The organism is Treponema primitia ZAS-1 (assembly GCF_000297095.1).
GTDB lineage: Bacteria > Spirochaetota > Spirochaetia > Treponematales > Breznakiellaceae > Termitinema > Termitinema primitia_A.
The window spans coordinates 18,460-45,414 of sequence record NZ_AEEA01000007.1 but is presented as its reverse complement, the minus strand read 5'-3'; the positions used below and the strand labels follow the sequence as shown (position 1 = coordinate 45,414).

Genomic DNA, 26,955 nt, shown 5'->3' with positions numbered 1-26,955 from the left:
ACTATTTCGCGGGATCAAACAGAACAGCGCAAATCTCATGGTGAAAATTCCGTACCCCAACGGGGATGGGCAGATCCCGGTATTTTTCCGGGGATAACTCCTCCAGCATTCTGATCCGGTATACATATCGGTCCCGGTGATTATAGGCAGTCCAGGGGTCCTTTTTCCCCAGGCCGTATTTATCGGTTCCTCCGATATGTACCGGAACAACTCCGCATCCCGATAGGAGGGATATCCGGGCGGCGCCCTTCTTGAGCGCCGGCTTGCCGGACCGGGGAGTCCGGGTCCCTTCGGGGAAGATGATCAGACAATTCCCCCGGTTCAGGGAATCAACACATTCCTTGAGCAGATCCTGGAAGTCAAGGCTGTTGAGGATATACAACTGCCGGACTATACCCCGCACAAGGGTTCGGGTCAGGGTTCCCCGGACTATGCAGTCCGCATTGGGGATCAGGGAGATAAGCATCACCACATCCAGCAGGGAAGGGTGGTTGGCTACCACAATTTTGGAAGAAAGGTGCCGGAAAGGCGCGGGATCTCCCGGGTCCACATCAACTACCTGTATGAAATGCATGATCCGGGTAAAAACCCGGAAGCTTGCGGAAATAAAGCGGCGGGCGTATTTCCGGAATTTTTCCCGGGGATGCAGGGTAAGCCGTAAAACCGGGAGAACAAGAATCATCAGCAATACGGAACTGAATCCAAAGATAAAAAAGGAGAGCCACTTCATGAGGACCCGGTATACGTAGAGGGGCCGGTTTTCAATCGGAGGCATTTCATCCATTACTGGTTAACTCCGAATTGAGATACAGGTACTTGAGGAAGCTCTCGGGGGAGGCGAAGGGCCCTTCCTTGGCAGCGGTTTCGTTGGTGTCCCCCAGGGCCGGCAGGGGAGTACCGCGGCTATCGCAGGAGAACAGAGCCGCAAAGGCAAGGGGACGCGCTTCAGGCGGGCGGAGTGTACCGTATTCCGCCGGTACCAGTTCGTCGGCGTAGGCCAGGACCGTTTTCCCGACCGTACCGGTTAAAACCGGGGCGGCGGCAGCCAGGAGGCCGGGATAAAATTGATCCCCCGAGGGGTAGATTGCGGAATAGCCCCCGCCAAGGTTTAAAGCCATAGAGGCCAGAGCCGGGGGAGTATTGAAGACCGAAAGGGAAAAAGCAGCGGGCATTACCGATCCATCCTCAATGATCATCTTATTGATTCGAAACTGTTGGCTTATTTCCCCGCGGAAGGAGAGGAAGAAGACCTTCACCCCTTCGCCCAGGGGCAGGAGCTCGTGCAAAACATGGATACACATCCGTGAGATCTGGCTTAAGCGGCGGCGGAACAGGGGCTCCGTATAGTCCAGGGAAGGGGCGTCCTTTGAAAGCGTAATTTCCCGCCTACCCCGGGCCCATTCCACCCAGGCAGCTTGGCTCTCCATTCCGGGAGCCCAGGCGGAAAACCTGGAAACCCGGATTTTGTCTATGGTATAGTTTTTTTGTTCCACCGTATTCCTCTCATGATAGGGAGTACGGTGGTCTTTGTCAATTTGACATTCATCCTGCTTAGCGGTAGTATGGAGAAATGGATAATACGGGAATGACGGAAACGCATATACCCCAAGCTTTTCCCCTGTCCCGGTTTACCCCATCCTCCAGGTCCGGAGATACGGTCCTGTGTTACGAAGGGAGCTGGCAGGGCGGTCCGTGTAAAACCTGGTCCGACTTCCTTGGAGAAACTGCGGCCATGCGCAGGATCATTGAAGCGGATGGCTCTCGGACCAGTAGATCCGCCACCCAATGGATACTCCACTGTGAAGATCTCTGGTACTTCCTCATTACCTTTACCGCCCTGCTTCAGTGCAGGAAAACTATTCTGCTTACCGCCAATATTTCGCCGGGGTATATCGCCGAGATCCGCGCCGGGGGAGCCGGTGCTCCACCCATCCCCTTCCTGACGGATCAGGATATTCCCGGCGATCCGGCCGGGCAAATCGTCTATGTCCCTTCGCTTTTGTCGGGCCCCATTGCGGCGGATCTTGCCGCAGAGGCGCCGCCTGCGATTATCGCCGATGAAACAGTAATTATGATGTATACCTCCGGGACCACCGGCCAGCCCAAGGTGGTGCAGCAGCGGCTCACGGAATTTGAAATCGATAACGCCTTCATCCTTTCCAAGTGGGAGGAGGAATTCCGCAAACGGAAACTTGTTTCCACCGTAAGCCAACACCATATCTACGGCCTCCTTTTTTCAATATTGCTGCCCTTTACCATCGCGGTCCCCTTTAGACGGAAGCGTATCGAATACCCCGAAGAATTTGAAACCCTTGCAGGCGGGTCCGGGGGGGCCGAAGATTCCTATATGATTATCACCGTACCGGCCTTTCTGAAGCGTTCGGTGGAAAGGGAAAACGCACCGTCCTTCAATCTCAGGTCCCCCTGGATATTCACCTCCGGGGGGGTGCTCCTGCCGGAGCTTGCCAAGCGGACCGATGAAGTCTTTGGGTTCTGGCCCCTGGAAGTGTACGGCAGTACCGAAACCAGCGGCATTGCCTACCGGCAGTCCCGGGACGGGCTTCAGTGGACCCCCTTTGATAACTGCCATGTCAGGCTGAATGAAGATGGCTGCCTGGTGATCCAATCTCCCTACATTAAGGATGCTGCGGGGTTCACCACCGGAGATCTGGCGGATATCCTTGAGGACGGCCGGTTCATCCTCAAGGGCCGGGCGGATTCCATCGTAAAAATTGAAGGGAAGCGTATCTCCCTTCCGGAGTTGGAAAGCCGGCTTCTCCGGTCCGGCCTGGTGTCGGATGTATGCGTCGTTCCCCTGGAGGATCACCGGCAGTACCTGGGAGCAGCGTTGGTGTTTAACCGGGAAGGGCAGGAAAAATTCCGTACCGCCGAAAAATATCTTGTAAACCGGTATTTTCACGAATACCTCCGGGGTTTCTTTGAAAACACGGTGATACCAAGAAAATGGCGCTACCCGGACAGCCTTCCCCTGGATGCCCAGGGAAAAAAGAAGCGGAATGAAATTCAGGCTTTGTTCACCGGGAAACCTGAACCGATAAAACAGGGCTTTCTCATCCCCGTATATAACCACGGTAAGACCCTGGCGCCCATCGTAGAAGAACTATCCGCCTTTGGGCTTCCCATAATTCTGATAGATGACGGCAGTGATGGTGAAACAAAAAAGCACCTTGCCAAGCTTACCGGCGGTTTCTCCGAAACGGTTCTTCTTACCCTGGAGAAAAACCGGGGCAAAGGGGCGGCTGTTTCCGCGGGTATTGAAAAGGCCCATGAACTGGCGCTGACCCATGTGCTCCAGATCGACGCCGATGGTCAGCATGATATAAGCCGGGCCGGGTTTTTTCTGGAACAGTCCCGGCTCCACCCGGAGGCGTTGATCTGCGGCTATCCGGAATTTGACGAATCCGCCCCGGCGAGCCGGCGTGAGGGCCGGAGGGTCGCCAATACCTGGACAGGGATCCTCACCCTTTCGGGGGATATCACCGATTCCATGTGCGGGTTCCGGGTGTACCCCATGAAGCCCTTCCTGGAAATATGCCGGCGCCGTCACCTTGATCAGCGTATGGGCTTTGATATAGAGATACTTATCCGTTTTTATTGGAAGGGAATTTCTCTGCTCTTTCACCCCGTTACGGTAAGTTACCCCAAGGACGGGGTTTCCAATTTTCGCATGGTGCGGGATAATATCCGCATAAGCTGGGTGTTTACCCGGCTCTTCTTCGGCATGATCCCCCGGCTCCCCCGCTTAATCCGCCGCCGGAAGGAAGGCCTTGAGTATTATGTTCGGGCCAAGCCCAATGGTAAGGATGAAGGTATAAAAGTATGAGACCCCAGGATTTAAGCGCGGAAGTCGAGTTCTCCGTGGAGTTTTATGATGTGGATCCCATGGAAGTTGTGTGGCATGGTAACTATGTAAAATATTTTGAAAAGGCCCGGTGCGCCCTGCTGAACAAAATAGGGTACGGGTACATCGAAATGAAGGCGTCCGGTTATGCCTTCCCCGTCACCGATATAGCCCTAAAATTTGTCCGTCCCCTTCGTTTTGGCGATCGGGTACGGGCCAGGGCCTATTTGGAGGAGTACGAAAACCGCCTGCGGATTAAGTATGAGCTTTCCAATGCCCTGACCGGGATAATTACCACCAAGGGGATGAGTACCCAGATGGCCTACAATATCGCTGCGGCGGATTCCTGTTTCCTTTGTCCTGGGATTTTAATAGAAAAAGTCGAAGCCCTGTTGAAAGCCGACGAAGGGGAAGGGCAGGGGTGAAAAATAGTTCCCGGCATTTTGTCGTTCTTCCGCTATGCCTTGCCCTGCTCCTGTTTTTTCCCCGGTCACACAGTCTGGGCGCTCAAACTACAGCGGAGGATGTGTTTCGTTTCCCCCTGAATGCGGAAACCCGTCCCCGGTTTGACCGGGCATGTGCGGCCCTGGCGGAACATCCGGTGATTAAGGGTACCTTTGTTCAGCAAAAAACTATCAACCGGCTTAACCGTTCCCTGGTGTCCTCGGGTAATTTTATTATTACTGCGGATCTGGGCATGGTTTGGGAAACCCTTTCCCCCTTCCCCTCAACCCTGGCGGTGGGCCCTGACTATCTTGTCCAGTCCACCCCTTCGGGGGTGAAGACCAGACTGGACGCTGCGGGGAATGAAATCTTCCTCCGTTTTTCCGACACCATTAGTGCGGTCTTCTCCGGTAACTCCCGGAAGCTCCTTGATAATTTTGAAAATTATTTTACCGAATATAATGGTTCGTGGACCCTGGGGATCATCCCCTCGGAAACTTCCATTAAGACCTTTGCGGCCCGGATAATTATGGAAGGGGATACGGTGATCCGCCGGATCACCCTCCGGGAACAGAACGGTGACAGTATCAGGTATGAACTTTCCAACCACAGTTTTCCCCAGGGGATAGATTCCGGTGAAAAAGCCCTCTTTTCCCTCTGACCGTTTCTTCAAACCCTGGCTCTGGCTTATAGTCCACGGGGGGATTGCCCTGGCCCTGGCGCTTTCGGTGCTTTTACAAAAACCGTTGGGGATAAACCGGGACCTCCTGGGTATACTCCCCGACACCGCTTCCCTTAAACCGGTTTCCGCCGCGGACAGACTCCTGGGAGACCGCAGTTCACGGGGCTTTTACATCCTTGCGGGGGCTCAGGATTTCGAGCGGGCAAAACAGGCCGCAGTATTGCTGTACCAGGGGCTTCGGGGCCCCGCCTTTGAGTCCCTGTCCCTGTATGTGGACCAGGGTGTGATGGACCAGGTCTTTCAATATCTCTACGATTACCGCTACACCCTGCTGGACGGGGAAAGCCGGGAACTGCTGGAATCCGGCCAGGCCCATATAATTGCCGAAGACGCCCTGGCTTCCGCCTTTGGGGCTTTCAATTTTACCGCCCTGGATACTCTGGACACGGACCCCTTCCTCCTTACAGACCGGGGACTGCGGCGCTTTATTTCAACAGCCCTGTCCGCCGGGGGAACCATGTCCCTTAGGGATGATGTCCTTGCGGCCCAACAGGGGGAAACCTGGTATGTCATGCTTCGGGGCGTGTTAAGCCCCCGGGGTGCGGCGATCACCAATGCCGATAGCGGGGTACAGAAAATCTACGCCCTCGCTTCCGGTATTGAAGCGGAAAATCCTGATCTGCACTTTGTGTATTCCGGTATTCCCTTCCACAGTTACGAAAGTTCCTCCTCCGCCCAGCGGGAAATATCCCTCATCTCCACGGTTACCCTGGTTTTGGTAGCCCTGCTTTTCCTCTTTGTGTTCCGTTCCCCCCTGCCGGTACTGGCATCCCTGGCCGCCATAGGGTTCTCGATACTTCTGGCGCTTATGACAGCCCTGCTGTTTTTCCGGGAGATCCATGTTCTCACCTTTGTATTTGGTACCACCCTGATTGGGATCTGTGTGGACTATTCGATCCACTACCTTGTCCAGCGTAACGGCATACTCCGGGGAATCGCCATGAGTCTGGTTTCCTCGGAGATCTGTTTTATCGCCCTGCTCTTTGCTCCCTTTAGTATCCTGAGGCAGTTTGCGGTTTTTTCCGCAGCCGGCCTTCTGAGCTCCTTTTTAACCGTAAGTTGTTTGTACCCCCGTTTTGGTAGTATTACTGCGAAAGAAAACCGGATCATGAAACTGCCGGTTCTCCCCAAGCCGGGACGCTTTTCCGGCGTCATCAGAAAAACCATTCTCATGGTCATCCTCTGTGTTTCTCTGGCCGTTCTTTTCTTTAACCGTGGTATGATCCGGGTGGAAAATAATATCACCGGGCTTTATACCATATCCCCATCCCTTTTGGAATCCGAGCGTATCGCCTCATCGGTGCTGAACATCGGTTCTCCGGGCTGGTACTTCATTGTATCCGGGGATACCCCCGGGGAGCTTTTGGAGCATGAAGAGCTGCTGCGGAACAGGCTGGACCGTGAAATTACCCGGGGCAGCCTGAAATCCTATATGGCTTCTTCCCTCTTTGTACCTTCCGTAAAAACCCAGGAGCAAAACTACGAAGCCGCCAAGTCCCTGCTTCCCCTGGCGGAGGATCAGTTTGAGTACCTGGGTTTTCCCCGGTCCGGCGCCATCCTGTTCCGTGAAGACTTCATTCAGAAGACAGGCCGCTACAGTGAAGTAGACGGGCTTCCCCCGTATCTTGCGGGAATACTGGAAAATCTCTGGATCGGTGAACTTGGGGGCCGGTACTATTCCTGTGTGCTGCCCCTCCATGTTTCGGTTGAAGAACCCTTCCGTGCCCTTGGGGATGAGCTTGATTTTGTATTTTTTGTAAACAAGGTGAAGGATATCGGAACCGGCCTTGATACCCTTACGGGGATCATGCTGGTCCTCCTTATCATCGCCTATGGTGTTATCGCCGTAACGGTACTCATCCTCTATCCCCGCCGGGACGCCCTGCGGATCATCGCAGCCCCCCTGTTGCCGATTCTGGTAACCGGGAGCGTCCTTGCTGCGGCGGGCATACCGCTGGGCTTTTTTTCGGTGGTGGGAATCGTACTGGTATTCGGTCTGGGGTTGGATTATATGTTCTACCGAACCGAAAGCCGGAATAGTAATACCGGGACCCTTACGGTTTGGGCTATCGTCCTTTCGTACCTTACCACTGCCCTGTCCTTCGGCGCCCTGGTATTAAGCTCCTTTCCCCCGGTTCATATCTTTGGGCTTACGGTGTTTTCCGGGCTTACCACCGCGTTTATCTCCGCCATGCTGATGCAGGGCAGGGCTTCTTCCGAAAACCATCGCACCTGAACCTTTTCGGTTTGCTTATCCCCAAGGGCCTTCTCCCTTGCCAGGGCAAGCATATACTGTTCATCTTCAATTTTCCCGAAATGCCAGAGCTGGAATTCAAGGGGCGCTTTTCCGGGGGGATTCGGATCATCAATAACAAACTCCGGGGTTTTCAGCATATCGAGAACCGAAAGCCCCCGGAGTTTTAGAAAGGATTCTTTCAATACCCAGAGGATGCAGAAACGCCGGGCCCTTTCCGCAGTATCCGCAGCAGCGGCGATGTACTCCAGTTCCCGGGGGAAGAAGAATTTTTTTGCTACCCCGAGGTGATCCTGCCGGGGATTGATGTATTGAATGTCACAACCAATGCGGCGTTGGGACACCAGGGACACCGCCACGGCCCGGTTGGAATGGGATATGCTGAAGTCCCCCGGGCGGTCGGTAAAATAAGGCCGGCCTCCGGTTTCCTGCCCTATCGATTCCGGGTCAAGCTCCCGTCCGGAGAGGAGCCCCAGGATACGCCGGGCTTCCCGGCTTTGCAGTTCCCGCTTCACATTTGACAGAAGGGATAATCCCAAGTAAAATGCCATAGTACGATTATTATATACTATTTGGGGCTAAAAATTCAGAAAAAATATCGGGGCGCCTTTTTTCCAGCTATCATCTTCTGGCTGGTTTCCTGCGCGACAACACAAAAGCCTAATCAGAATGTTTCTCCGGTGTATGTAACCAATAGGGTAACCTATACCCTGCTATCCCCGGATCATATTGAAGCGCCCCTGGATATGGCCCAGCAAATTTCCGGCGTCTACGGCGGGCAGGAGATGCTGTTGGACGCCTGGGTTCAGGCAGACCGGGGGGGAATATCCATAGCCCTGATCAACAGTTTCGGTGTCAGCATGGGGGATCTGTCCTTTACCGGGGACGCCATTTCCTTTTCGTCCTCCATGTTCCCCCCTTCCTTTAAGGCGGAATACGTCGCCGCAGATTTTCAGTTTTGCTTTTACCGCATCGACGCCCTGGTTCCGGCTTTGCGGGGGCTCAGCCTGGTGGTTGAGATACGGGATACTCCGGACGGTTCCGTAGAGGTCCGCCGAATTTTTGACAAAAAGAAACTGATCATCGAAATTGAAAAGAAACCAGACGAAGTGCGGTATACCAATGTATTGCGGGGCTATGCCTATACCCTGCGGGGGGACTTTAGGTGATCCCCGTTCAGAACCGCCGCCGCGACTTGCAACGAAGTCTCCCGCGCAACTTGCAACGAAGTCTCCCGCGCATATACCTTTCCCCGCCGGGGGTTCTTTGCTGTGCCGGCGCAGACCGGCAGGCCCTGTTTGACGCGGCGCTTCGGGGGGATAGCTCCGGCATCGGTGTGGTGACCATTGGCGCGGCGCCTCCCGCATTGGAACAGCGTTTCCTCGTGGGCAGGGTTCCCGAAGACCGCCTGAGTTCCGCCGCCGCAGTAGCTGCCTGTCTCGGGCTGGAACCGGATACGGCATTCCCGGCCCCCCGGATTTTCCGGCTCGCCGATGCAGCCCTGGAACAGATCCGCCCCCATGTGGAGCAGGCCCTGGCCGCCTATGGTCCGGGGCGCATCGGGGTCTGTGTAGGGTCCTGCGACAATGGTACCGAATGGTCACTCAAGGCCCACCGGTCGTTTTTTGCCGGGGGCTTCGCTGAAGGGTATGATCTGCGCTTTCAAGGAGCCGCGGGACCTGCGGAATATGTCTCCCGGAAATTCGGCCTTTCCGGACCGTCCCTGGCCTTTGCCACCGCCTGCGCTTCTTCCGCTACAGCGATCATCCGGGGGGCGGAGCTTATCCGCATGAAGGTCTGCGATGCCGTTATAGCCGGCGGGGTCGATATCGCCTCGGAAACCGTCCTCCTGGGCTTCAATTCCCTGGAGGCGGTTTCCGGCAGCCTCTGTAACCCCTTCAGCAGAAACCGGAAGGGTATCACCCTGGGGGAGGGCGCCGGGTTTTTTGTACTCTCCCGGGAAGCCCTTGAGGGGGGCATTGAACTCCTGGGGGCCGGAGAAAGCGCCGACGCCTATCACATGACCGCCCCTCGTCCGGACGGCCAGGGGGCAATCCGGGCTATGGAGGCAGCCCTCTCTGATGCGGGGATAGAAAGGGGGGACGTGGGGTACCTCAATCTCCACGGAACCGGTACTATTCAGAATGATCAAATGGAAGCCCGGGCGATTGCTTCGGTATTTTCCGGCGATAGTCCCCCGGCAAGCTCCACCAAGCCCCTTACCGGGCATACCTTGGGCGCTGCGGGAGCCCTGGAACTGGCCCTCTGCTGGATGACCTTGGCTTCACCCCTGGAACCGGCGCCTTTGCCGGTTCATGTCTGGGATGGGGAATACGATCCGGCGCTGCCTCCCCTGCATCTGACTGCCCTGGGCGATGGTGTTTCGAATTTAGGCGTATGTATGAGTAATTCCTTTGCCTTCGGGGGCTGTAATGTCAGCCTGATTTTGGCAAAATCGGAGGGAAATGGTGAGTGAAAAACAGGTCTTGGTTACCGGTGCAAGCAGGGGTATAGGACGGGCTATTGCCCTGGCCGCTGCGGAAGCGGGATATAGGGTGATAGCCCATTATAATAGGGGGGAGGATGAAGCCCGGTCCCTGCGGGAGGAGATCCTTTCCCGGGGCGGGGACGCGGAGATCCTTGGGTTTGATATTGCAAACCGGGAGGATTGCCGGGAAAAGCTCGAGGCCCTCACTGAATCCAGGGGCGCCCTTTGGGGCATCGTTTGTAACGCCGGGATCCACGCGGATAACGCCTTCCCGGCCCTCTCGGATGAAAACTGGGATTCGGTGATCCATACCAACTTGGATGGGTTTTACAATGTGCTGCATCCCCTGGTAATGCCCCTCTGCCGGAAAAAGCGGGGCCGGATCATCACCATCGCCTCGGTTTCGGGCATCATAGGAAACCGGGGACAGGTAAACTACAGTGCCTCCAAGGCGGGGATCATCGGGGCCACCAAAGCCCTGGCTGCAGAACTGGCCAGCCGGTCTATCACCGTAAACTGTATAGCCCCGGGAATTATTGATACTGCGATGATACAGGACGCGCCGCTGGATATGATTCTCCCCACCATTCCCATGGGCCGTGTCGGACAGCCCGGAGAGGTGGCGGCCCTGGCAGTGTTTCTCCTTTCCGAGGCAGCATCGTATATTACCCGGCAAGTTATTTCAGTAAACGGGGGCTTGATATGATGCCGAAACGAGTTGTAGTTACCGGCGGCGGGATAGTGAGCGTCCTTGGATCCGAATGGAAGGAAATACTGGAAGGCTTGCGGGCCGGAAAAAACTTTGTCCGTGTAATGGATGATTGGGAAAAATATAAGCCCATGAATACCCGTCTCGCGGCGCCCGTGGATTTTACCGCCCCGGATCTTCCGAGGAAGAAAATCCGGGGTATGGGCCGGGTCTGTCTCCTCGCTTTGGTCGCCACGGATCGGGCTTTAAAAATAGCGGGTCTTGCGGAAAAGAGTGAAACGGTGGCGGAGAAAGCTAATCTGCCTCCGGGACGCTGCGGGGTAGCCTATGGTTCTTCCATGGGCAGCATAGATTCTCTGTTGGATTTTTACAGCATGCTCATCTTGAATACCACCGCTAAGATGGGCGCCACCACTTATGTCCGGGCCATGCCTCAGACCTGCGCCGCCAATATCGAGGTATACTACGGGTTAACCGGAAGACTGATTACCACCAATACTGCTTGTACCTCGGGCTCCATGGCTATCGGCCAGGCCTATGAGCTGATTCAGCAGGGCAAGCAGGATATTATGATCGCCGGCGGAGCGGAGGAACTTTCCGCGGCGGATGCTGCGGTCTTTGATACCCTCTTTGCGGCGAGTACCAAAAACGATACCCCGGACTGCACCCCTTCGGCCTATGATAAAAACCGGGACGGTCTGGTTGTGGGGGAAGGCGCCGGGACCCTCATCCTGGAGGAGTACGAACACGCCATGAACCGGGGCGCCGCCATCTATGCGGAACTTGTTGGTTTTGGTTCCAACAGCGACGGGACACATATCACCCAGCCCAACCGGGTTACCATGGGCGCTGCTATGTCCCTGGCTTTGGCCGACGCCGGTATAAAAAGCGATAGTATCGGTTATGTGAACACCCATGGTACCGCCACCAGCGCCGGGGATATAGCCGAAACTTGGGCAACCTATGATGTGTTTGAACGGCCAATCCCCGTGAGTACCCTGAAAAATTATACCGGCCATACCTTAGGAGCCTGCGGCGCCATTGAAGCCTGGGTTTCGATTAACATGATGAACCATGGCTGGTTTTGTCCTAACATCAACCTCCGGGACCCGGACCCCCAATGCGCTCCCCTGGATTACCTTATGGAGGGTGGCCGGGAAATCAATACCGGATATATCATGTCCAATAATTTTGCCTTTGGGGGAATCAACACTTCTTTGATTTTTAAAAAAGTTTAATAGCCTGTTGTTCCGGGAGTTCCTCCTCCTCAAGCGCCAGTATATACCGGGCATAGCCGGACAAGAAACTGATCCTGTCGGAAACACCGATCTTATTAAAAAGGATACGCAGCCTGTTCTTTAGGGTACTCTCTGCAAGTCCATATTCTGCTGCAATGGCAGTGTATTTTTCTCCCTCCAAAACTTTGTTAAGCATATCCACATCCCGCCGGGTAAATTTTTTCGGGGAAAGGCGGATTACCGGAGTATGTTCTGCACCTAAATTTTTTTGCAGTTCCGGTAAAAAAAGGAGAAATCCGACGACGCAGAGGATTACAGTTGCTATGATGCTGATAAAACTCTTACATAAAAAGCTGATACCAAACCGGTATTGGGAGGCCAGGGCTGCAAGAAAAAGAAGAACCATGGCGAACCGTTTTGCCCTTCCCCGGGTTTTGAAGAATCCGCTCCTCTGGGCAAATGCATAAAAGATGGGGACGGTCAAAAAGCCGATGACACTATCCCCCGCAATTAAATTACAGAGTTCATAAATGAAACTTAGCCCTGCAAGAATTCCCCACACATGTTCATTGTTGAGCATTTCAAGAAACTGAATTTGCGTAGATATTTTTTTAAATAGTTTCATAAACGACCTAACATTACTATATAACAGTACACAAAGCAAGAATGAAATAAAAAAAACGCTGATTTTGGAATAGTACCAAGGTCTATGGAAATAGTACCAATGTTTTATCTTGCTCAAGCGATATTTGGGGGATAATAAAAAGGACAACCAGGGAATGGTCCCCTGCCAAGCCACACCAAATGCCGCCGTTGGCGGTTTGCAGGAAATCTTCCCTCCCGGTCATTTCCTCCGGTTCCGGTAATTTGCCGCCGGAACCGGAGGGTTTTTTTCAGAGCTCATGAGGTTGAAACGTACTTGTCTACTAAATCCCCTGACTAATTAGATTCGTAACAGGCGCCTCCTGTCAGAGAATGAGTATTTCACGTCTGATAGTACGAAAGAATTTTATTTCATATAAATAAATTATAACGTTATAAAAATAACTTAAAATCAATATAAATGGCTTTATTTGTCTAAAAATACCAATTATTAAGATATTTTTATATCTATTTCAATAAAATAAAAATAAAAATAATTTTTATTGACATATAAATAACCTTATGTTAGGATTAATTTATCTTAATTCTATAGGAATGGAAGTTGGAGCTATGGAAATCAATAAAGCAGAACTTGATCAGTTGGTAAAAAGCGCAATAGGGAATGGTCACGATAGTTTTAAGGTTGAAAAGCCTGTCTTCGTTGATGATTCTTCTATTGGAACAGCTCAATCGCTTATCGGCAAAGTAACGCCGCCGCCGCTCAAGAAGTTCAAAATTACGGTTGAGCGTGTTGAAGGAACCTGTGTTGCCCGCCATAAGGTTGGTGAAACATTCTATTTGGAGGCGGATAAAACACCCGGGGGAGTATGCATTCCGGCTTTCGCTGGGCTGCTGCCCTACATTAATGCAATGATTTGCAATGCGAATTTCTGGTGGGAGCCTACGAAGGGGAAAATTCGTCTTGGGTGTCCGGATCCCGATAACCATGTAACTTTCAGCATTGAGGTTATTGGATAGTCCTTCCGGGATATATCAATGAGGTTGGGATAGCAATGGCTGGTTCAATTGGGCTGCTTGAGGTAAGAGGGTTGTCCGCAAGTATATTGGTGCTGGATACCATGATGAAGACGGCGCAGGTAACTCTCATTGATATAAAAAAAGATATGGGCGGCGGACTGGTGACAATTGTGGTCAGAGGCGCCGTGGATGCTGTAAATGCCTCTGTGGAAGCAGGGTGTGCCGTATCAAAGCAGATCAGCGAATTGATAGCGTATAGGGTATTTGCCAATCCGCATCCTGAAACGGTGATGTATCTTGATGGATCCTACCGAAAGAAGCATGTTGCAATGGGGAAAGAGTCATATGGGATCATTGAAGTTTATGGTTTTGTATGTGCTGTTACCGCCGTGGATGCGGCCTTGAAAGCAGCTGATGTCCGTCTTGTGGGTATGGAGCGTACAAAGGGGAATACGGGCATTGAACTAATCGTTGCACTGAAGATTGCCGGATTGCCGGATGCAGTTTTGTGTGCGGTTCAGGCCGGGCTCGCAGCAGCAGGTTTGGTTGGTGATATTATCTCCAGCAAAATGAATGCCCGGCCGGATGAAGGGATTTATCGTATGATTACATATACAAATTTAAAGAGTGATTGATATGGGAAGCAGCAGTATGGCTTTAGGGATACTTGAGGTGCGCGGTATTACCGCATCGGTTGAATCGGCGGATGCCATGGTAAAAGCTGCGGCCGTTGAAGTGATTGGAACACAAAAGATTGGCAATGCTTTAATTTTTATTGCCATAAGAGGGAGTGTGGATGCAGTTTATGCGGCAATAGAAAGTGGTAAAGCGACAGCGAAGGAACTGGGAGAAGTCTATGCGTATACCGTTTTAGCAAATCCCTGTGAAGAGACAATCGCTATAATTGACAAGATATCCTGATAGATAGAGGAGGAAAGAAATGGCAAAAGAAGCATTGGGAATGATTGAGACAAGAGGGCTTACCGCGCTTATTGAGGTGGCTGATGCCATGGTAAAGGCCGCTAATGTAAAGCTTGCGGGGGTTGAAAAAATCGGATCGGGCTATGTGACCGTTATGGTTAAAGGTGACGTTGGGGCTGTAAAGGCTGCGGTGGAAACCGGCGCTGCCGCAGTAAGCGGATTGGGAGAACTCGTCGCTGCACATATTATCCCGAGCCCGCATAGTGATATTGAATCAATATTGCCGAAACTTATATCGGCTGAGATAAATGTAAAAGAAATCGGATAATTGAATGGAGGAAAAAGAAATGGCAAAAGAAGCATTGGGAATTATTGAGACAAGAGGGCTTACCGCACTTATTGAAGCGGCGGATGCGATGTTAAAGGCAGCGAATGTAGAACTCGTCGGTGTTGATAAAATCGGATCCGGGTATGTGTCGGTTATGGTTCGCGGTGATGTAGGCGCCGTTAAGGCTGCAACGGAAGCAGGTTCAAATGCTGTTGGAAAGCTTGGGGAATTAATCGCAGTTCATGTCATTCCCAGGCCTCACGGCGATGTTGAAAAGATCCTTCCGATAATTAAATAACGGAACAGGAAAGGAAGTATTCAGATGCAGCTCGGAAAGATTGTTCAACATGTTGTTTCCACAAAGAAAAATGAAAAGCTGACGGGATGTAAACTTCTGATCGTGCAAATGATTAAAGATGGTAAATTGACTGATCAATATACAGTTGCAATTGATAGCGTCGGTGCAGGTGTAGGCGAAGTGGTCATTGTTGCAACAGGAAGCGCTGCCCGTATCGGTACGGATCGTGAAGCAGCGCCGATTGATGCCGCCATCGTTGGGATTATTGACGAACCGGATAGCGTCCTTGTAAACAAAGCATGAAAGAAACAGCAGTTGCAATCGGTATTGCGGAATTCAGAACAATTGCCAGCGGTGTTGCAGGTATGGATTGCGCAGTAAAAAATAACGATATCATCCTTCTGCGTGCAGAAATGATATGTCCTGGCGGTTATCTAATCCTTTTTGTCGGTCGGTATGCGGCTGTTTACAGTGCGGTAGACTTGCTCAGGAGAAATTATTTGCTTAGTATGACCGGTTCGGTTGTAATAGGAAATCTGAGTGAGGGTGTCTTGGAAATTTTGTCACCAGGTAAAAGTGCGGAAGCTGTGGGGATCATTGAGACTGCAGATACGGTGAGCGCTATTTATGCGGCTGACGAAGCAGTCAAGACATCTGATGTATGGATTGAAGATCTACGGCTTGCTAACGGAATAGGTGGTAAGGGAATTGTGTTTATTGCCGGGGGTATTGCAGAGGTAGATGCCGCTTTGCAAAAAGCGACAGCATTGTGTAAAGAGAGGCAAAGTCTGATCGACAGCGCGGTTATAACGAACCCGCATGATTTGACTTGTGAGAAGCTGTTCAACAAAAATACACGGAGGATTAAAAATGTGTAATTTCGGAAATGACTACATTCGGTGCAAGGTAATTAATACAGGCAGGCTGATGTTTGACCGTCAGCTTACGGACGCCGGTGGGGGTAATATAAGCGTTAAGCACAATGGGCTTATTTATGTGACTCCCATGATGGCGGGGGAAAAATTGCGATGGCAGCTTCAGCCGGATGATTTGATTGCGTTGAATGCCGAAACCCTCGAAGTAGTTGAGAATGATCCGACTATGTTAACCCGGGAAAGCATGATGCACCTGGGAGTGTATAAGGCAGTCCCCGGAGTGGGAGCCGTCCTGCATGCGCATCCGCGGTATTGTCTCGTTTATGCTTCAGCAAATAAGACACTGGACGTGTATACTGAAAATTTTGAATACTTTGCCGGTGGGCCTATGGTCTGTATAAAGGAAGTTGCCGGAACCTCTCCGGAACTTGCAAAGGAAGTAATTTCCTACTTCTACAGCCGCCGTTCGGAAATCGCCGATCGCGCAATTGGAGCGTTGATCCCAAATCACGGTATTGTAATTGCTGCAAAAGATCTTGATGAAGCATTTACCCTGCTGGATAATGCAGAAGTAAATGCCATGGTAGGTTTATTCTCGAAACTGCTGTAGCATAGCAATGCGCCAAAAGAAAATCATGGCCCTTGATTATGGAGCAGGGAGCATGAGAAATATCATAGGAAGTTTTAACGGAAGTCGTCTTGACTTCAGCGAGATAATGCGTCAACAAAATTTACCTGTGAAGATTGGAGAAAATCTGTATTGGGATATATGGATGATGTACCGTTTTGCGCTTGAGTCAATATGTAAAGAGAGTGATGTATATTCTCTGGGTATAGATACTTGGGGCGCAGATTTGGGCTTGATAGATGGCCGGGGAAAGCTGCTTTTTTTCCCCCTCAGCTACCGGGACCCAAAGGTACAGTCGTCTGCTTCGGAAGTTTTTTCCGCCATATCTGATTATGAGCTGTATCAAAGCAATGGCACAATAATTGAAGATATTTGTCCGTTTGTTCATCTGAATTACTGGAAAAAACACGCTCCGGAATATTTTGCAAAAGCAGAAAAAATACAGTTAATGGCAAATTTAGTGGGGTTTCTTTTAAGCGGAGAAATTTCCTTCGATAACACAGCAGCAAGTCCATCCGGCATGTATGATTTACGGCAGGACGGATGGAATTATACCTTGATGGATAAATTAGGCATGCCTGATATCTTGCCTGAAACAGATCCCCGGCCTGATATTATTGGAAAAGTTAAAGCGCCGTTATCATCCGGAGAAATCCCGATCATGCGGATATGCGGGCATGATACTGCATCCGCATTGATGGCCGTACCTGCGAAGAACCGCGATCGCACAATATATATTAGCAGCGGAAGTTGGGTCATGACGGGTTGTTTCCTTCGCGAACCTGTTATTACCCGAGAGGCGTTTGAAGCTGGTTTAAGCAACGAAAACGGGTTTAACGGGGAAATAAATTTTCTGCGTTATTCTAATGGGCTTTATATTATCCAGGAATGTGCCAGAGACTGGCTTAATAAAACAAATTGGAATATTGATTACGATTATCTCGAAGAACAGGCTTTTGCGATGCATTTTGAAGGGATGATAGATCCGGACAGCGCGGAGTTTACATATCCGGGCAATATGTGTGAAAAGGTAAGAACCTATTTAGGTAAAGTTGGGTATTCGGGGTCGACAGAAAAAGAAAAAATTTATGCTGCGGTTTTAAACGGCATTGCCCATGTTTCAGCAAATACCATTCGTGATCTGAAACGAATCCTTGGAAAAGAATTTGATAGTGTTTATGTATTGGGCGGAGGATCGAAAAGCCCCTATCTTTGTCATCGGATAAAAATGGAAACTCATCTGAATATTTACGCCGGCCCTGTAGAGGCTAGTGCGACAGGCAATATTTGTACCCAGCTAATACGGCAAGGGGAGATCAAGAACACTTTGGAAGCAGCGGAATTATTGAATAATTCAATAATAATACAGGAATATTGAACTGTCATAATCCTTAATATAAAAGGAGGGGTAAGTATAGTAAGAATTTACGAGGTGCTCATATATATGGGCAAAAGTTGGGTAGAGAAAATGAGAGGAGAATTTTATGAGCGGGAAAAGAACATTATTGGTTATCGTTTCTGTTATAATGGCTGCCATGACGCTTATTGGCTGTTCAAAGGATAAGAGTAACAACAAACAAAAGAATGAGGGTAAAATAAAAATAGGAATTCCCCTTTACAACATGGGCCACAGATATTGGGTGGACTGGATTGATGAGATAAAAAAATTGGGAATAGAGAAGGGGTTTGAAATAATATCAACAGATTCTAAGGGTGATGCGGCAAAGCAGATCAGTCTGATGGAGGATATGATTTCCCAGGGCTGTGATGTCATTATCATTTGTCCGCTCGATCCGGGTGGGGTTAATGTTGCAATCAAAGAAGCGGAAGATGCCGGTGTACGTGTTATTTTAAGTGATCTTGAAGTTGTTGATAGGGATGGAAATCGTGTTGCTTCCGGGCTTGTAGGCCTTGAGACGTTTGAAACGGGTAAAGTCCAGGGCAGATGGGCTGCGAATTATGCGAAGAATAATTTTAATGGGAAAGCAAATGTCGCAGTGCTTTCCTATCCGGCTGAGCAGCCTTGTCTTGAAGCAGAATATGGATTTATTGAGGGATTGAAAGAAGGGCTTGGTGAAGCGAATGTAAAGACTATAGTACAGAACGGGCAGGCCGCAACCGAACAGGGAATGACGGTTACTGAAAATATTCTTTCATCAAATAACGACATAAATATGCTCTGGGGAGCCAATGATGAATGCGCAATTGGCGGTCTTGCGGCGATGGAGTCCAGGGGAATGACCGAAAAGGATGCGCTGGTTTGTGGGTTTTATACGATATCGGACGTTATGGAACTGATCAAGTCGGATAACTCCATGTTCAAGGTATCCATGTTCCTTCCTCCCCGTGCAATGGCCGATAAGGCTGTTGAAATGGCTCTTAAGGCAGCAAAGGGTGAGAAATTTGATTATGAGGTCAAGGTATCATTCGATCTGTGCGATAAAACAACCGTTGATAGCATGATGGAATAATGATTCTGCATTTACAGAAGGCCAAGCTTATTGGCCTTCTGTATTCTTGAGGGGGATATGGATATGGGAGTGGTGCTGCACGTAAAGAATTTAAGTAAATCTTTTCCCGGTGTAAAAGCTCTTGATAATGTATCGATTGATGTAAACGGCGGCGAGATTCTTGCATTGCTGGGAGAAAACGGAGCTGGGAAATCCACCTTCATAAAAATCGTTTCGGGAGCGTTTTATGCAGATTCCGGAGATATATACATTGAGAATAAGAAAGTTGATATCAGGAGTCCTGTAGATGCAGTAAGAAATGGTATAAATGTTGTGCATCAGGAACTGAATATTGTACCCTGGCTGGATGTAACGACGAATTTCATGCTTGGACGGGAACGAGCAAAACAATTTATTAATATTATAGATAAAGAGTACTCTTTAAAAAAAACGCAAGAGAGTTTAGATCGTCTCGGATTTAAAATAGATATTACAAAAAAAATGCAGGTACTGTCATTTGCAGAACAGCAAATGGTTGAAGTGGCGAAGGTGATCAGTACAAATCCTAAGGTCATAATACTGGATGAGCCTACCGCCTCGCTTGCACAAAAGGAAAGAGAAAATCTTTATCGTGTCGTTGAATCTATCAAGGAACAGGGAGTCGGAATCATTTACATTACGCACATCTTTGACGAGGTGTTCAGGCTGGCTGATCGGGTTACTGTGTTAAGGGACGGCAAATATATAGGAACTAAGGATCGTGCTGAAATTGACGAGAAAAGTCTTATAAAGATGGTTGTCGGACGTGAGGTCCATAGTATTCCACGGAAATCAACGACTCAAAATGACATTGTTCTGGAAGTGAAGAACCTGAATGCCAAGAAAGTACACAATGTCAGCTTTAATCTGAAACGGGGCGAGATTCTCGGTATTGCAGGACTGGCCGGTGCGGGACGGAGTGAAATTGTCCGCGCATTGTTCGGGGCGGATAAGAAAGATTCCGGTGAAATTCTGGTTGAAGGAAAAAAAGTAGAGATCAATTCGCCTTATGATGCTTATAAATCCGGCATTGCACTGGTCCCTGAAGAACGAAAATCGGAAGGTCTTATGATGGAAATGACAATGGAATATAACAATGCATGTGCAAGCTTGGGTAAAACGTTAAATTTTTTGCATATGATTTCCTATAAAAAAGTAAAAAAGATGGCACATGATGCGATTAAAAAATTTGGGATAAATCCTCCGGATACAAAACGTAAAGCGAAATTGTACAGTGGGGGGAATCAACAGAAGATAGTCGTGAGTAAATGTATAGAAGCGGATCCTAAAATACTGCTGATTGATGAACCAACGCGGGGAGTGGATGTTGGGGCGAAAGAAGAAATTCACACAATACTAGACAAGATGGTCGGGGAAGGGAAAAGCATCATCATAGTTTCGTCCGAGTTGATTGAAATTTTAAAACTTAGTGACAGGGTATTAGTTATTCGCGAGGGGCGTATAGTATCAGAGTTGAACAGAGAAGAGGCAAGTCAGGAATCGATTATGCAATTTGCAATGGGGGGTAATATTCATGGGTAACAGAAATAGTTTGAGGGCAATGAATTCAATAAAAAACTGGTATTCGACATCAAAGCAGGAAGCGGGTATGTATATTGCCCTTCTGGTTCTTATCCTGTTCCTGTCATTTGCATCGCCGACATTTTTGATTTGGAATAATCTCATCAATGTAATACGGCAAGTATCGATTGTCGGCATTATAGCAATCGGGGGATTTATGGTAATCCTTACCGGGGGAATGGATATTTCTGTCGGAACGGTTGCTTCTCTTACCGGCATTGTTGTGGCAAAGCTTTCAATTCAATTGAATGTTCCAATGCCCTTGGCTGTACTCGCCGGTATGTGCGTGGGCCTCTTAGCCGGGTTGATAAACGGGACGCTTTCAACTTATTTGAAACTTCCATCGTTCATCGTAACCCTTGGTACAATGCAGGTATGTCAGGGTGTGGGTTATGTAATAACACAGGCTACGCCAATTTCAAATTTCCCGTCCGGTTTTGTGCAGCTCGGCCGCGGTTATTTGGGGGCAATTCCATGGCCCGTGATTATTCTTGTGATTCTCTACGCACTTGTCTCGTTGTTTATGAAGTACTCAAGGTTTGGTACTTACTGCTATGCACTTGGCGGAAACAGGGAATCCGCGCGCTTATCAGGAATCCGTGTTAATAGGATGCAGATTATCGTTTACATATTAGGCGGCTTGTTTTCTTCGCTGGGCGGCCTGATTGTTGCGGCTCGTATAAACGCAGGATCCGCACAGGTAGGCTCAACATACCTTTTTGATGTGTTTACCGCATGTGTATTGGGGGGTACGGCTCTTTCGGGAGGAATTGGACGGCCCGCCGGTATTCTAATCGGTTGCATATTTGTGGGTATCCTGAATAATGGCCTTGTGCAGCTGAATGTCGATTCATTCTATCAGATGGTTGTTCAGGGGGTTGTACTTATTATTGCCGTTGTGTTACAGTCTCTGATGTCAAGGGAAAGGCGTATAAAAAAGACTGGTTTTAAAACGGAGACCGTATTCCCATAAAGGGCTAGGCAGTTTGTAATGTATGTAAAGGGCGAAAAACATTTTAAGCTTTTGATTAAAAAGCTTCCCAGGTATTACCGATATCTGAACGAGCAGAAGCAGTTTGGGAAAGAGTACATTTCTTCAAATGAGCTTGCTTCTCTGATGGGAATATCCGCTTCTCAGGTGCGCCAGGATTTCAATAGGCTTCTCTATAATGGTTATCATGGGGTGGGATATAATATCTCAATGATCCTAAATCAGATTACAGAATTATTGGATCTTAAAACAAAGAAAAATACGATTATCATTGGTGCAGGAAATCTTGGGCAATCGCTGAGTAATTACGAAGAATTAAAAAACTGTGGGTTTGAGATAAAAGCCTTTTTTGACATTAACCCAAAGCTTACCGGAGCAGTTATAAACGGTATCAAGATATATGATATGGATTTAATAGAAGAATATATCCGGGACGAGCAAATTGTTGCGGTAATTCTTGCGTTGCCTACGGATGGAACAGGCGAAATTGCAAAAAAAGTCAGTGAATTCGGCGTAAAAATGTTTTTGAATTTTAATCCGGTATTCTTTAGTTTTGGCAGGAATGTTTCAATTGAAAATGTTCATATCGATGATAATCTGATGATGTTGTCTTATAAAGGGAAGCGGGAGAAATCGATGGAAACGAAAGATGAAAAATAAGGTAGGAATATTTTACGGGTTTTGGTCCCCGAATTTTGACGCGGATTATATGGAATACACCCGGAAAATCGCCGTACTGGGTTTTAATGTTCTTGAACTTGTTGCAGAATCATTGAAGAATTTGTCCGAATCAAAACGCCGGGATCTGAAAATACTCGGTGATGATCTTGGGATTGAATATGTGCTGGCTGTTGATCCGCCTGCAAAATATGATATAACTTCTCCTGATAAAGCTGTACGTGCTGATGCCGTGAAATATTTGAAAGGATACTTTGATCTCGTATCAGCGATGGGTGCTGATACGGCATGTGGTATCGTAAATGGTATATGGAATTCAAAAATAATCGATACAAAAGAAGCTCATACGGTCAGGAGTATCACCTGTATGAAAGAACTTGCGGTATATGCTGAAGATAAGGGTATTAATATCTGCCTGGAACTTGTAAACCGTTATGAGCATTATATGCTCAATACGGAAAAGGAAGCGGAAGTATATCTGGATGCAGTAGGTCGGCCGAATGTGAAGATTCAATTTGATACCTTCCATATGAATGTCGAGGAAAATAATTTTTCCAGTGCTATTCTAAGTGCAGGAAAACAGATCGGGTATGTTCATCTGGGTGAGAACAATCGAAGACCTCCGGGCTGTGGGTTTTTGCCCTGGCAAGAAATATTTCATGCCTTAAAAGAGACCGGTTACGGGGGGAAAATAACCTTAGAGCCATTGGTGCAAAGAGGGGGAGAGATCGGCGATGCCTGTTCCATCTGGCGTGACGTTATGCCCGGAATTGATTATGATGGAGAGGCAAAGCGGTCACTTCTATTTGTAAAAGAAACCTGGGATAAGGCATAATAGATACGGAAGGTATTTCTTTTATAGTAAAGAACCGCTAAAAATGATATCCGCATTGACAGCCCCTTTGATTTTGGCCATAGTAAAAAAATGAGAAGAGACATCGTTCACCCCGGCGCGGGGAAGCTGAAATATGAAATCCGTGAAATTGTCGCCTTTGCCCGTAGCTTAAGCCGATGGAGTATCCCTATTCAGTGGGAGAACATCGGGGACCCGGTAAAGAAGGGTGAACACATTGTTCAATGGATCAAGGATATTGTGCGGGAAAAGGCCGGGGAGGATCTGTCCTACGCCTATTCGGAAACCGAGGGCGCCCGGGAAGCCCGGGAATTTTTGTCCGCCCAGGCAAGCCGGCGGCCAAAGCTTTCAGGCGCCGATGGTTACCCCGAACCGGTAAAAATCGAAGCCGACGATATTCTCTTTTTTAATGGCCTGGGGGATGCGGTGGGCAAGGTATTTGGTTTCCTCCGCCGGGAAGCCCGGGTCCTGGGGCCTTCTCCGGCCTATTCCACCCTATCCTCCGCCGAGGCTGCCCATTCGGGGTATGAACACCTGACCTACCGGCTGGATCCCAACCGGGACTGGATGCCCGACATGGAGGATGTGGAGCTAAAGGTTAAGTACAACGATTCCGTGGCGGGGCTCCTGTTAATCAACCCCGATAATCCCACCGGGGCGGTGTATCCCGTGGAAATTTTGCAGGAATTTGTCCGTATTGCCCGGACTTACGGCCTCTTCATCGTCTGTGACGAAACCTATGCCAATATCGTTTATGGGGGCGCTAAAACTGCCGCCCTCTCCCAGATCATCGACGGCGTTCCCGGGCTGGCCCTACGCTCGTTGTCCAAGGAAGTCCCCTGGCCCGGGGCCCGCTGCGGCTGGATTGAGGTGTACAACCGCCATTCGGATAAACGTTTTGACGCCTATGTAAGAAGTTTGGTGGACGCCAAGCGTCTTGAAGTCTGTTCCACCAGCCTGCCCCAGCTTTGTATCCCCGCCATCATGGGGGACAGCCGCTACCCGGACCATCTGATCAGCCGGGCCGCCATGTTTGAACAGCGCGCCGAAGAAGCCTACCAGGCCTTTCAGGGCATCAAGGGGGTAAGCTTAAAAAAGCCCCGGGGCGCCCTCTATGCCACTGCGGTCTTTGACCCCGGTATCCTGGAGGAGCCCACCCTCCGGACCCTCCCGGTTTCCGACTCCTCCCTGGGGGAATACATCCAGGAACAAACCGCCGGTGTAGCGCCGGACAAACGTTTTGTGTACTGGCTTTTAGCCTCCACCGGTATCTGCGTGGTCCCCCTCTCCGGGTTCGCCAGCGATCTCCCTGGTTTCCGTTTTACCCTGCTGGAATACGACGACGAAAAGCGCCGCCGGATCTACAAGACCATGGGAAAAGCGGTACGGCAGTATTTGGGAGAAAATTAGGAAGGGCAGTTTTTAGCCGGAGCCCTTCTTGCTTAGCCGCCAATTCCTTTTGTTCCATGTCATTATAATTCAATAATTCCCGTATATTTTCTCTAAAACTCATTATTTAGAGACTACGCAAAAATGGTGGTTACTTCCTTGACAACACCCGAATTAAGGGTATTATTATATGGCGTCCACCACATTAGGTGGTTAAATCCCAGGCAAGCCGCATTTTTTGATGTGGCAGGACCCGGTCTTTGAAAATAGCAGACTGGCTAATCGAGGAGGGGAAAATGCAAAAAATAAGTTTTTTGGGAATTTTTTTGTTTTGTAGCTTTTTGGCTTATACACAGGAAGCCATTACACTGGATAATGCAATTCTGGATTCAGTAGATTTTTTCTCATCAAAGTTACCCTCAGGATCGACTGTCGCGGTTACGAACTTTGAGGCGGAAACAAAGGGGCTTTCCGATTTTATCATTCAGGAACTTTTAGTTGCCTTTGCCAATACAGGAACAGTACGGGTTGTGGAAAGAAGCCGTTTGGAAATGTTAGAAACCGAATTGAATTTTAACATGAGCGGTTCCGTGAGCGATGAAACAGCCCAGGGTATTGGCCGGATGATAGGCGCCCAAATTCTATTTTCCGGTTCTATTGGTCAGTACCGCGATATGTACCGTATGCGAGTTCAGGCGATTGTTATAGAAACCGCTGAAGTAATCGGTACCAGAACAATAAATATAAAGTACGATCCCACCTTAACGGGATTATTGGGAAGAATAAACCCTGCGGATGCCTGGAAATATCAATGGCTTTATTTTGGAATAGGTGCGGGTTACAGCATGATTATTAGTGAACCAGAAGAGTATCTGGAAGCATACGATTGGCATTTTGGTGAATTGCCTCTTGGGTTTTCTGTTTATGCGATGGTTCAACCTTTTGATTTATTTGGAATAGCTCTTGATGTGAGTGGAAACGGGTATAGCGGTATCAATATTTTAGTAGAGCCGACACTAATAATGCGTCCTTCTCCATTTGAAGTAAATGTGTTTTTCGGACCTGGGATGCATATAGCGTTTGCAACCCCCCCCGAGCAAACGGCCCCTGGATTTGCGTTTAGCGGAGGTTTGAGAGGGGGTGTTCATATCGGTCCCGGCGTATTGTTTACCGAAGCACGCGTTACTGGTGTGTTGTGGGCTTATGATGACTACGATATTGGATACGGAGCTGCTTTGGACTTAAGTACGAATTTTTGTTTGGGATATAAAATTGGGTTTATTCAAAGAAAAAAATAAAACCATTTTTGGCGGGTACCAGGCGCCAGTTTTGCGTAGTGTCCGGGTGTAGAGTCATCTCCACCGCCTCACTCCACAACCCGTATCCCCAGACAGGTTGCAACCGCCCGTTCCTTGCCGGGGATCATGCCGTGGATGGGGGTGTTTACCGCCCGGACCGTTCCGTCGGGGTAGCGCAGGGCAAGGGCCGTGGAGCCGCCGCCGTCAAAGTTCAGGCCATCATCAGCCCCCAGCTGTTTCAGGATTATGCCGATTTCTTCTTCCGTTGCGCCCGCGCTTCCCGGACGTCTTCCATCAATAGCCAGCAGGTAGAGGGTTTTTCCGTCGGCAGATATTCCTGCGGCGCTCCGGGGGTGCCGTGGACCGTTACGGGCCAGGGTTTGTTCCGTTACGGCGCCCTCTCGCAGAACTTCGCTGAAACCTCCCACGGCGTTACGGATGTCCATTAGTTCATCCGGGGTTGTCAGGGCTGCTTGGCTGACTATGGCTGCTTTCCCATTGGTATACAAAACCAGGGCGTCATAGCCGGGAACCGCAGGGGCGTTCAGGACCCCTGCGGCTATACTTATCCCCACGATGGTCCGTTCCTCCCCCACATTCGCCGAAACCGGGTCAAAGGGATTGGTATTGATCCCCGCGATACAGTCATAGTCCCTGACAAAGCCGGTGATGGTGGTCCCGGGGATAACTCCCACCATCTCCCCGGAATTCACGACGAATTCCAGATCCGGATTGCCCAGATCCACCCGAAGCGCCCATAGTTCCAACCGGGGTTTTCCGATACGTCCCTCGAAATAATCTATCCCCGGGGCAAAGGGTTTCCAGGCGGGAAGTAAAACATCCGGGGTTACGGTTCTGGCAGGGGGTGTCCGGGGCTGATCCGCCAGGGGAGAGAGGGAAGCGCAGGAAAGTAAAACTGAAAGGAGAAGGAATAATAAAAAAAAAGAATTAAGGGTTTTGCCGTGACCGGTTTTTCTCACCCCTAATTCCTCCTTACCTAATTGCGCTTTTATGTACGCGCTCTAATATTCTGACTTGCCCTTCCGGGATTTTTTAAGCAGCTTCCGTTGAATAGCCTTTTTCTTCCGGTTGAGGATGGTGGAAGGTTTTTCATAATATTCCCGCTTTTTATATTCCCGAATGATGCCTTCCTTTTCCACCATGCGTTTGAACCGCTTGATGGCCTTTTCCAGCATCTCGTTATCATCTACGATGATATGCGCCAATTAAAATCACCTCCCTTCCTGCTTCGGTAAGAATGATCCTGTC

Annotated in this window: 30 protein-coding genes; 24 read left to right on the top strand and 6 right to left on the bottom strand. The window is 49.5% G+C overall.

Annotated elements, in window-relative coordinates; translation table 11 throughout:
* Window position 1: 1 nt before the first annotated feature.
* Both TPRIMZ1_RS18110 and TPRIMZ1_RS19570 read right to left on the bottom strand, forming a co-directional pair.
* Window positions 2-784, bottom strand: coding sequence for a lysophospholipid acyltransferase family protein (locus TPRIMZ1_RS18110; RefSeq protein WP_010253155.1), 783 nt, complete (start codon window positions 782-784; stop codon window positions 2-4).
* Window positions 777-1,493 (bottom strand): beta-ketoacyl synthase chain length factor, encoded by a 717-nt coding sequence (locus tag TPRIMZ1_RS19570; protein ID WP_010253152.1) that lies wholly within the window; start codon window positions 1,491-1,493, stop codon window positions 777-779. The genes TPRIMZ1_RS18110 and TPRIMZ1_RS19570 overlap by 8 nt, the downstream gene beginning before the upstream one ends.
* 77 nt (window positions 1,494-1,570) lie before the next feature.
* On the opposite strand from TPRIMZ1_RS19570, the gene TPRIMZ1_RS19950 reads away from it, so the two are divergent.
* Genes TPRIMZ1_RS19950 through TPRIMZ1_RS0100550 form a run of 4 tightly spaced genes read left to right on the top strand, consistent with a single transcriptional unit; the run spans window position 1,571 to window position 7,284 of the window.
* Window positions 1,571-3,844 (top strand): AMP-binding protein, encoded by a 2,274-nt coding sequence (locus tag TPRIMZ1_RS19950; RefSeq protein WP_010253149.1) that lies wholly within the window; start codon window positions 1,571-1,573, stop codon window positions 3,842-3,844.
* A complete protein-coding gene (locus tag TPRIMZ1_RS0100560; RefSeq protein WP_010253146.1) occupies window positions 3,841-4,287 on the top strand; it encodes an acyl-CoA thioesterase in 447 nt (148 codons plus the stop codon). Before TPRIMZ1_RS19950 ends, TPRIMZ1_RS0100560 begins: the two co-directional genes overlap by 4 nt.
* A complete protein-coding gene (locus tag TPRIMZ1_RS0100555) occupies window positions 4,284-4,967 on the top strand; it encodes an outer membrane lipoprotein carrier protein LolA (protein ID WP_010253144.1) in 684 nt (227 codons plus the stop codon). The genes TPRIMZ1_RS0100560 and TPRIMZ1_RS0100555 overlap by 4 nt, the downstream gene beginning before the upstream one ends.
* Window positions 4,942-7,284 (top strand): MMPL family transporter, encoded by a 2,343-nt coding sequence (locus tag TPRIMZ1_RS0100550; RefSeq protein WP_010253141.1) that lies wholly within the window; start codon window positions 4,942-4,944, stop codon window positions 7,282-7,284. The genes TPRIMZ1_RS0100555 and TPRIMZ1_RS0100550 overlap by 26 nt, the downstream gene beginning before the upstream one ends.
* On the opposite strand, the gene TPRIMZ1_RS19945 is transcribed toward TPRIMZ1_RS0100550, so the two are convergent.
* On the bottom strand, window positions 7,185-7,853 hold the full coding sequence (locus TPRIMZ1_RS19945) for a 4'-phosphopantetheinyl transferase family protein (RefSeq protein ID WP_081503591.1): 669 nt from the start codon (window positions 7,851-7,853) through the stop codon (window positions 7,185-7,187). The genes TPRIMZ1_RS0100550 and TPRIMZ1_RS19945 overlap by 100 nt on opposite strands.
* A gap of 21 nt (window positions 7,854-7,874) precedes the next feature.
* On the opposite strand from TPRIMZ1_RS19945, the gene TPRIMZ1_RS0100530 reads away from it, so the two are divergent.
* From TPRIMZ1_RS0100530 to TPRIMZ1_RS0100515, 4 genes are read left to right on the top strand one after another with little or no spacing between them, the layout of a single operon-like run.
* The gene (locus tag TPRIMZ1_RS0100530; RefSeq protein ID WP_010253136.1) at window positions 7,875-8,471 is read left to right on the top strand and encodes a DUF3261 domain-containing protein; all 597 of its coding nucleotides are present in this window, start codon (window positions 7,875-7,877) and stop codon (window positions 8,469-8,471) included.
* Complete coding sequence (locus TPRIMZ1_RS0100525; RefSeq protein ID WP_232616711.1) at window positions 8,468-9,778, top strand: beta-ketoacyl synthase N-terminal-like domain-containing protein; 1,311 nt, start codon at window positions 8,468-8,470, stop codon at window positions 9,776-9,778. Before TPRIMZ1_RS0100530 ends, TPRIMZ1_RS0100525 begins: the two co-directional genes overlap by 4 nt.
* The gene (gene fabG, locus TPRIMZ1_RS0100520; RefSeq protein ID WP_010253130.1) at window positions 9,768-10,496 is read left to right on the top strand and encodes a 3-oxoacyl-ACP reductase FabG; all 729 of its coding nucleotides are present in this window, start codon (window positions 9,768-9,770) and stop codon (window positions 10,494-10,496) included. The genes TPRIMZ1_RS0100525 and fabG overlap by 11 nt, the downstream gene beginning before the upstream one ends.
* On the top strand, window positions 10,493-11,737 hold the full coding sequence (locus TPRIMZ1_RS0100515) for a beta-ketoacyl-ACP synthase (RefSeq protein WP_010253127.1): 1,245 nt from the start codon (window positions 10,493-10,495) through the stop codon (window positions 11,735-11,737). The genes fabG and TPRIMZ1_RS0100515 overlap by 4 nt, the downstream gene beginning before the upstream one ends.
* Here TPRIMZ1_RS0100515 and TPRIMZ1_RS0100510 read toward each other — a convergent pair.
* Entirely contained in the window at window positions 11,724-12,362 is a 639-nt protein-coding gene (locus TPRIMZ1_RS0100510; protein ID WP_010253125.1) for a helix-turn-helix transcriptional regulator, read from the bottom strand. The two genes, TPRIMZ1_RS0100515 and TPRIMZ1_RS0100510, sit on opposite strands and share 14 nt — an antisense overlap.
* Window positions 12,363-12,949: 587 nt before the next feature.
* On the opposite strand from TPRIMZ1_RS0100510, the gene TPRIMZ1_RS0100500 reads away from it, so the two are divergent.
* From TPRIMZ1_RS0100500 to TPRIMZ1_RS0100425, 16 genes are all read left to right on the top strand, one after another.
* Complete coding sequence (locus TPRIMZ1_RS0100500) at window positions 12,950-13,357, top strand: TIGR04076 family protein (protein WP_010253122.1); 408 nt, start codon at window positions 12,950-12,952, stop codon at window positions 13,355-13,357.
* Between the two features lie 35 nt (window positions 13,358-13,392).
* A complete protein-coding gene (locus TPRIMZ1_RS19565; RefSeq protein ID WP_010253121.1) occupies window positions 13,393-13,992 on the top strand; it encodes a BMC domain-containing protein in 600 nt (199 codons plus the stop codon).
* A 1-nt stretch (window position 13,993) separates the two neighbouring features.
* On the top strand, window positions 13,994-14,278 hold the full coding sequence (locus tag TPRIMZ1_RS0100490) for a BMC domain-containing protein (protein WP_010253119.1): 285 nt from the start codon (window positions 13,994-13,996) through the stop codon (window positions 14,276-14,278).
* A 19-nt stretch (window positions 14,279-14,297) separates the two neighbouring features.
* Window positions 14,298-14,606 carry a BMC domain-containing protein gene (locus TPRIMZ1_RS0100485; RefSeq protein WP_010253117.1) on the top strand — a complete coding sequence of 103 codons (309 nt, stop codon included), beginning with the start codon at window positions 14,298-14,300 and terminating at the stop codon, window positions 14,604-14,606.
* Window positions 14,607-14,625: 19 nt separating this feature from the next.
* Window positions 14,626-14,904 (top strand): BMC domain-containing protein, encoded by a 279-nt coding sequence (locus TPRIMZ1_RS0100480; protein WP_010253115.1) that lies wholly within the window; start codon window positions 14,626-14,628, stop codon window positions 14,902-14,904.
* A gap of 24 nt (window positions 14,905-14,928) precedes the next feature.
* Window positions 14,929-15,207 carry a EutN/CcmL family microcompartment protein gene (locus TPRIMZ1_RS0100475; RefSeq protein WP_010253113.1) on the top strand — a complete coding sequence of 93 codons (279 nt, stop codon included), beginning with the start codon at window positions 14,929-14,931 and terminating at the stop codon, window positions 15,205-15,207.
* A complete protein-coding gene (locus tag TPRIMZ1_RS0100470; RefSeq protein ID WP_010253112.1) occupies window positions 15,204-15,782 on the top strand; it encodes a BMC domain-containing protein in 579 nt (192 codons plus the stop codon). Before TPRIMZ1_RS0100475 ends, TPRIMZ1_RS0100470 begins: the two co-directional genes overlap by 4 nt.
* The gene (locus TPRIMZ1_RS0100465) at window positions 15,775-16,389 is read left to right on the top strand and encodes a class II aldolase/adducin family protein (protein WP_010253109.1); all 615 of its coding nucleotides are present in this window, start codon (window positions 15,775-15,777) and stop codon (window positions 16,387-16,389) included. Before TPRIMZ1_RS0100470 ends, TPRIMZ1_RS0100465 begins: the two co-directional genes overlap by 8 nt.
* Window positions 16,390-16,396: 7 nt before the next feature.
* Window positions 16,397-17,785: a rhamnulokinase gene (locus TPRIMZ1_RS0100460; protein WP_081503588.1), complete on the top strand. Its 1,389-nt coding sequence runs from the start codon at window positions 16,397-16,399 to the stop codon at window positions 17,783-17,785.
* Window positions 17,786-17,891: 106 nt separating this feature from the next.
* On the top strand, window positions 17,892-18,878 hold the full coding sequence (locus tag TPRIMZ1_RS0100455) for a sugar ABC transporter substrate-binding protein (RefSeq protein WP_010253106.1): 987 nt from the start codon (window positions 17,892-17,894) through the stop codon (window positions 18,876-18,878).
* Window positions 18,879-18,935: 57 nt separating this feature from the next.
* A complete protein-coding gene (locus tag TPRIMZ1_RS0100450; RefSeq protein WP_010253104.1) occupies window positions 18,936-20,438 on the top strand; it encodes a sugar ABC transporter ATP-binding protein in 1,503 nt (500 codons plus the stop codon).
* Entirely contained in the window at window positions 20,431-21,450 is a 1,020-nt protein-coding gene (locus tag TPRIMZ1_RS18085; RefSeq protein ID WP_010253100.1) for an ABC transporter permease, read from the top strand. Before TPRIMZ1_RS0100450 ends, TPRIMZ1_RS18085 begins: the two co-directional genes overlap by 8 nt.
* Window positions 21,451-21,468: 18 nt before the next feature.
* A complete protein-coding gene (locus tag TPRIMZ1_RS0100440; protein WP_010253097.1) occupies window positions 21,469-22,128 on the top strand; it encodes a redox-sensing transcriptional repressor Rex in 660 nt (219 codons plus the stop codon).
* Entirely contained in the window at window positions 22,118-22,981 is an 864-nt protein-coding gene (locus tag TPRIMZ1_RS0100435; RefSeq protein WP_010253094.1) for a sugar phosphate isomerase/epimerase family protein, read from the top strand. The genes TPRIMZ1_RS0100440 and TPRIMZ1_RS0100435 overlap by 11 nt, the downstream gene beginning before the upstream one ends.
* 90 nt (window positions 22,982-23,071) lie before the next feature.
* Window positions 23,072-24,409 (top strand): pyridoxal phosphate-dependent aminotransferase, encoded by a 1,338-nt coding sequence (locus tag TPRIMZ1_RS0100430; protein WP_010253091.1) that lies wholly within the window; start codon window positions 23,072-23,074, stop codon window positions 24,407-24,409.
* 275 nt (window positions 24,410-24,684) lie between these two features.
* The gene (locus TPRIMZ1_RS0100425) at window positions 24,685-25,686 is read left to right on the top strand and encodes a CsgG/HfaB family protein (RefSeq protein ID WP_010253088.1); all 1,002 of its coding nucleotides are present in this window, start codon (window positions 24,685-24,687) and stop codon (window positions 25,684-25,686) included.
* Window positions 25,687-25,754: 68 nt separating this feature from the next.
* On the opposite strand, the gene TPRIMZ1_RS0100420 is transcribed toward TPRIMZ1_RS0100425, so the two are convergent.
* Window positions 25,755-26,666 carry a phosphodiester glycosidase family protein gene (locus tag TPRIMZ1_RS0100420; protein ID WP_010253085.1) on the bottom strand — a complete coding sequence of 304 codons (912 nt, stop codon included), beginning with the start codon at window positions 26,664-26,666 and terminating at the stop codon, window positions 25,755-25,757.
* A gap of 42 nt (window positions 26,667-26,708) precedes the next feature.
* Entirely contained in the window at window positions 26,709-26,912 is a 204-nt protein-coding gene (gene rpsU / locus TPRIMZ1_RS0100415) for a 30S ribosomal protein S21 (protein ID WP_010253082.1), read from the bottom strand.
* Window positions 26,913-26,955: the final 43 nt, after the last annotated feature.

What these genes read in the sequence shown, in the direction of transcription:
- TPRIMZ1_RS18110 (WP_010253155.1), bottom strand. Translation starts at nt 784, where the DNA reads ATGGATGAAATGCCTCCGATTGAAAACCGGCCCCTCTACGTATACCGG.
- TPRIMZ1_RS19950 (WP_010253149.1), top strand. Translation starts at nt 1,571, where the DNA reads ATGGATAATACGGGAATGACGGAAACGCATATACCCCAAGCTTTTCCC.
- TPRIMZ1_RS0100450 (WP_010253104.1), top strand. Translation starts at nt 18,936, where the DNA reads ATGGATATGGGAGTGGTGCTGCACGTAAAGAATTTAAGTAAATCTTTT.
- TPRIMZ1_RS19565 (WP_010253121.1), top strand. Translation starts at nt 13,393, where the DNA reads ATGGCTGGTTCAATTGGGCTGCTTGAGGTAAGAGGGTTGTCCGCAAGT.
- TPRIMZ1_RS18085 (WP_010253100.1), top strand. Translation starts at nt 20,431, where the DNA reads ATGGGTAACAGAAATAGTTTGAGGGCAATGAATTCAATAAAAAACTGG.
- TPRIMZ1_RS0100475 (WP_010253113.1), top strand. Translation starts at nt 14,929, where the DNA reads ATGCAGCTCGGAAAGATTGTTCAACATGTTGTTTCCACAAAGAAAAAT.
- TPRIMZ1_RS19945 (WP_081503591.1), bottom strand. Translation starts at nt 7,853, where the DNA reads ATGGCATTTTACTTGGGATTATCCCTTCTGTCAAATGTGAAGCGGGAA.
- TPRIMZ1_RS0100440 (WP_010253097.1), top strand. Translation starts at nt 21,469, where the DNA reads ATGTATGTAAAGGGCGAAAAACATTTTAAGCTTTTGATTAAAAAGCTT.
- TPRIMZ1_RS0100485 (WP_010253117.1), top strand. Translation starts at nt 14,298, where the DNA reads ATGGCAAAAGAAGCATTGGGAATGATTGAGACAAGAGGGCTTACCGCG.
- TPRIMZ1_RS0100425 (WP_010253088.1), top strand. Translation starts at nt 24,685, where the DNA reads ATGCAAAAAATAAGTTTTTTGGGAATTTTTTTGTTTTGTAGCTTTTTG.
- TPRIMZ1_RS0100490 (WP_010253119.1), top strand. Translation starts at nt 13,994, where the DNA reads ATGGGAAGCAGCAGTATGGCTTTAGGGATACTTGAGGTGCGCGGTATT.
- TPRIMZ1_RS0100470 (WP_010253112.1), top strand. Translation starts at nt 15,204, where the DNA reads ATGAAAGAAACAGCAGTTGCAATCGGTATTGCGGAATTCAGAACAATT.
- TPRIMZ1_RS0100510 (WP_010253125.1), bottom strand. Translation starts at nt 12,362, where the DNA reads ATGAAACTATTTAAAAAAATATCTACGCAAATTCAGTTTCTTGAAATG.
- TPRIMZ1_RS0100435 (WP_010253094.1), top strand. Translation starts at nt 22,118, where the DNA reads ATGAAAAATAAGGTAGGAATATTTTACGGGTTTTGGTCCCCGAATTTT.
- TPRIMZ1_RS0100430 (WP_010253091.1), top strand. Translation starts at nt 23,072, where the DNA reads ATGAGAAGAGACATCGTTCACCCCGGCGCGGGGAAGCTGAAATATGAA.
- TPRIMZ1_RS0100500 (WP_010253122.1), top strand. Translation starts at nt 12,950, where the DNA reads ATGGAAATCAATAAAGCAGAACTTGATCAGTTGGTAAAAAGCGCAATA.
- TPRIMZ1_RS0100455 (WP_010253106.1), top strand. Translation starts at nt 17,892, where the DNA reads ATGAGCGGGAAAAGAACATTATTGGTTATCGTTTCTGTTATAATGGCT.
- TPRIMZ1_RS0100465 (WP_010253109.1), top strand. Translation starts at nt 15,775, where the DNA reads ATGTGTAATTTCGGAAATGACTACATTCGGTGCAAGGTAATTAATACA.
- TPRIMZ1_RS0100560 (WP_010253146.1), top strand. Translation starts at nt 3,841, where the DNA reads ATGAGACCCCAGGATTTAAGCGCGGAAGTCGAGTTCTCCGTGGAGTTT.
- TPRIMZ1_RS0100480 (WP_010253115.1), top strand. Translation starts at nt 14,626, where the DNA reads ATGGCAAAAGAAGCATTGGGAATTATTGAGACAAGAGGGCTTACCGCA.
- fabG (WP_010253130.1), top strand. Translation starts at nt 9,768, where the DNA reads ATGGTGAGTGAAAAACAGGTCTTGGTTACCGGTGCAAGCAGGGGTATA.
- TPRIMZ1_RS0100515 (WP_010253127.1), top strand. Translation starts at nt 10,493, where the DNA reads ATGATGCCGAAACGAGTTGTAGTTACCGGCGGCGGGATAGTGAGCGTC.
- TPRIMZ1_RS0100460 (WP_081503588.1), top strand. Translation starts at nt 16,397, where the DNA reads ATGCGCCAAAAGAAAATCATGGCCCTTGATTATGGAGCAGGGAGCATG.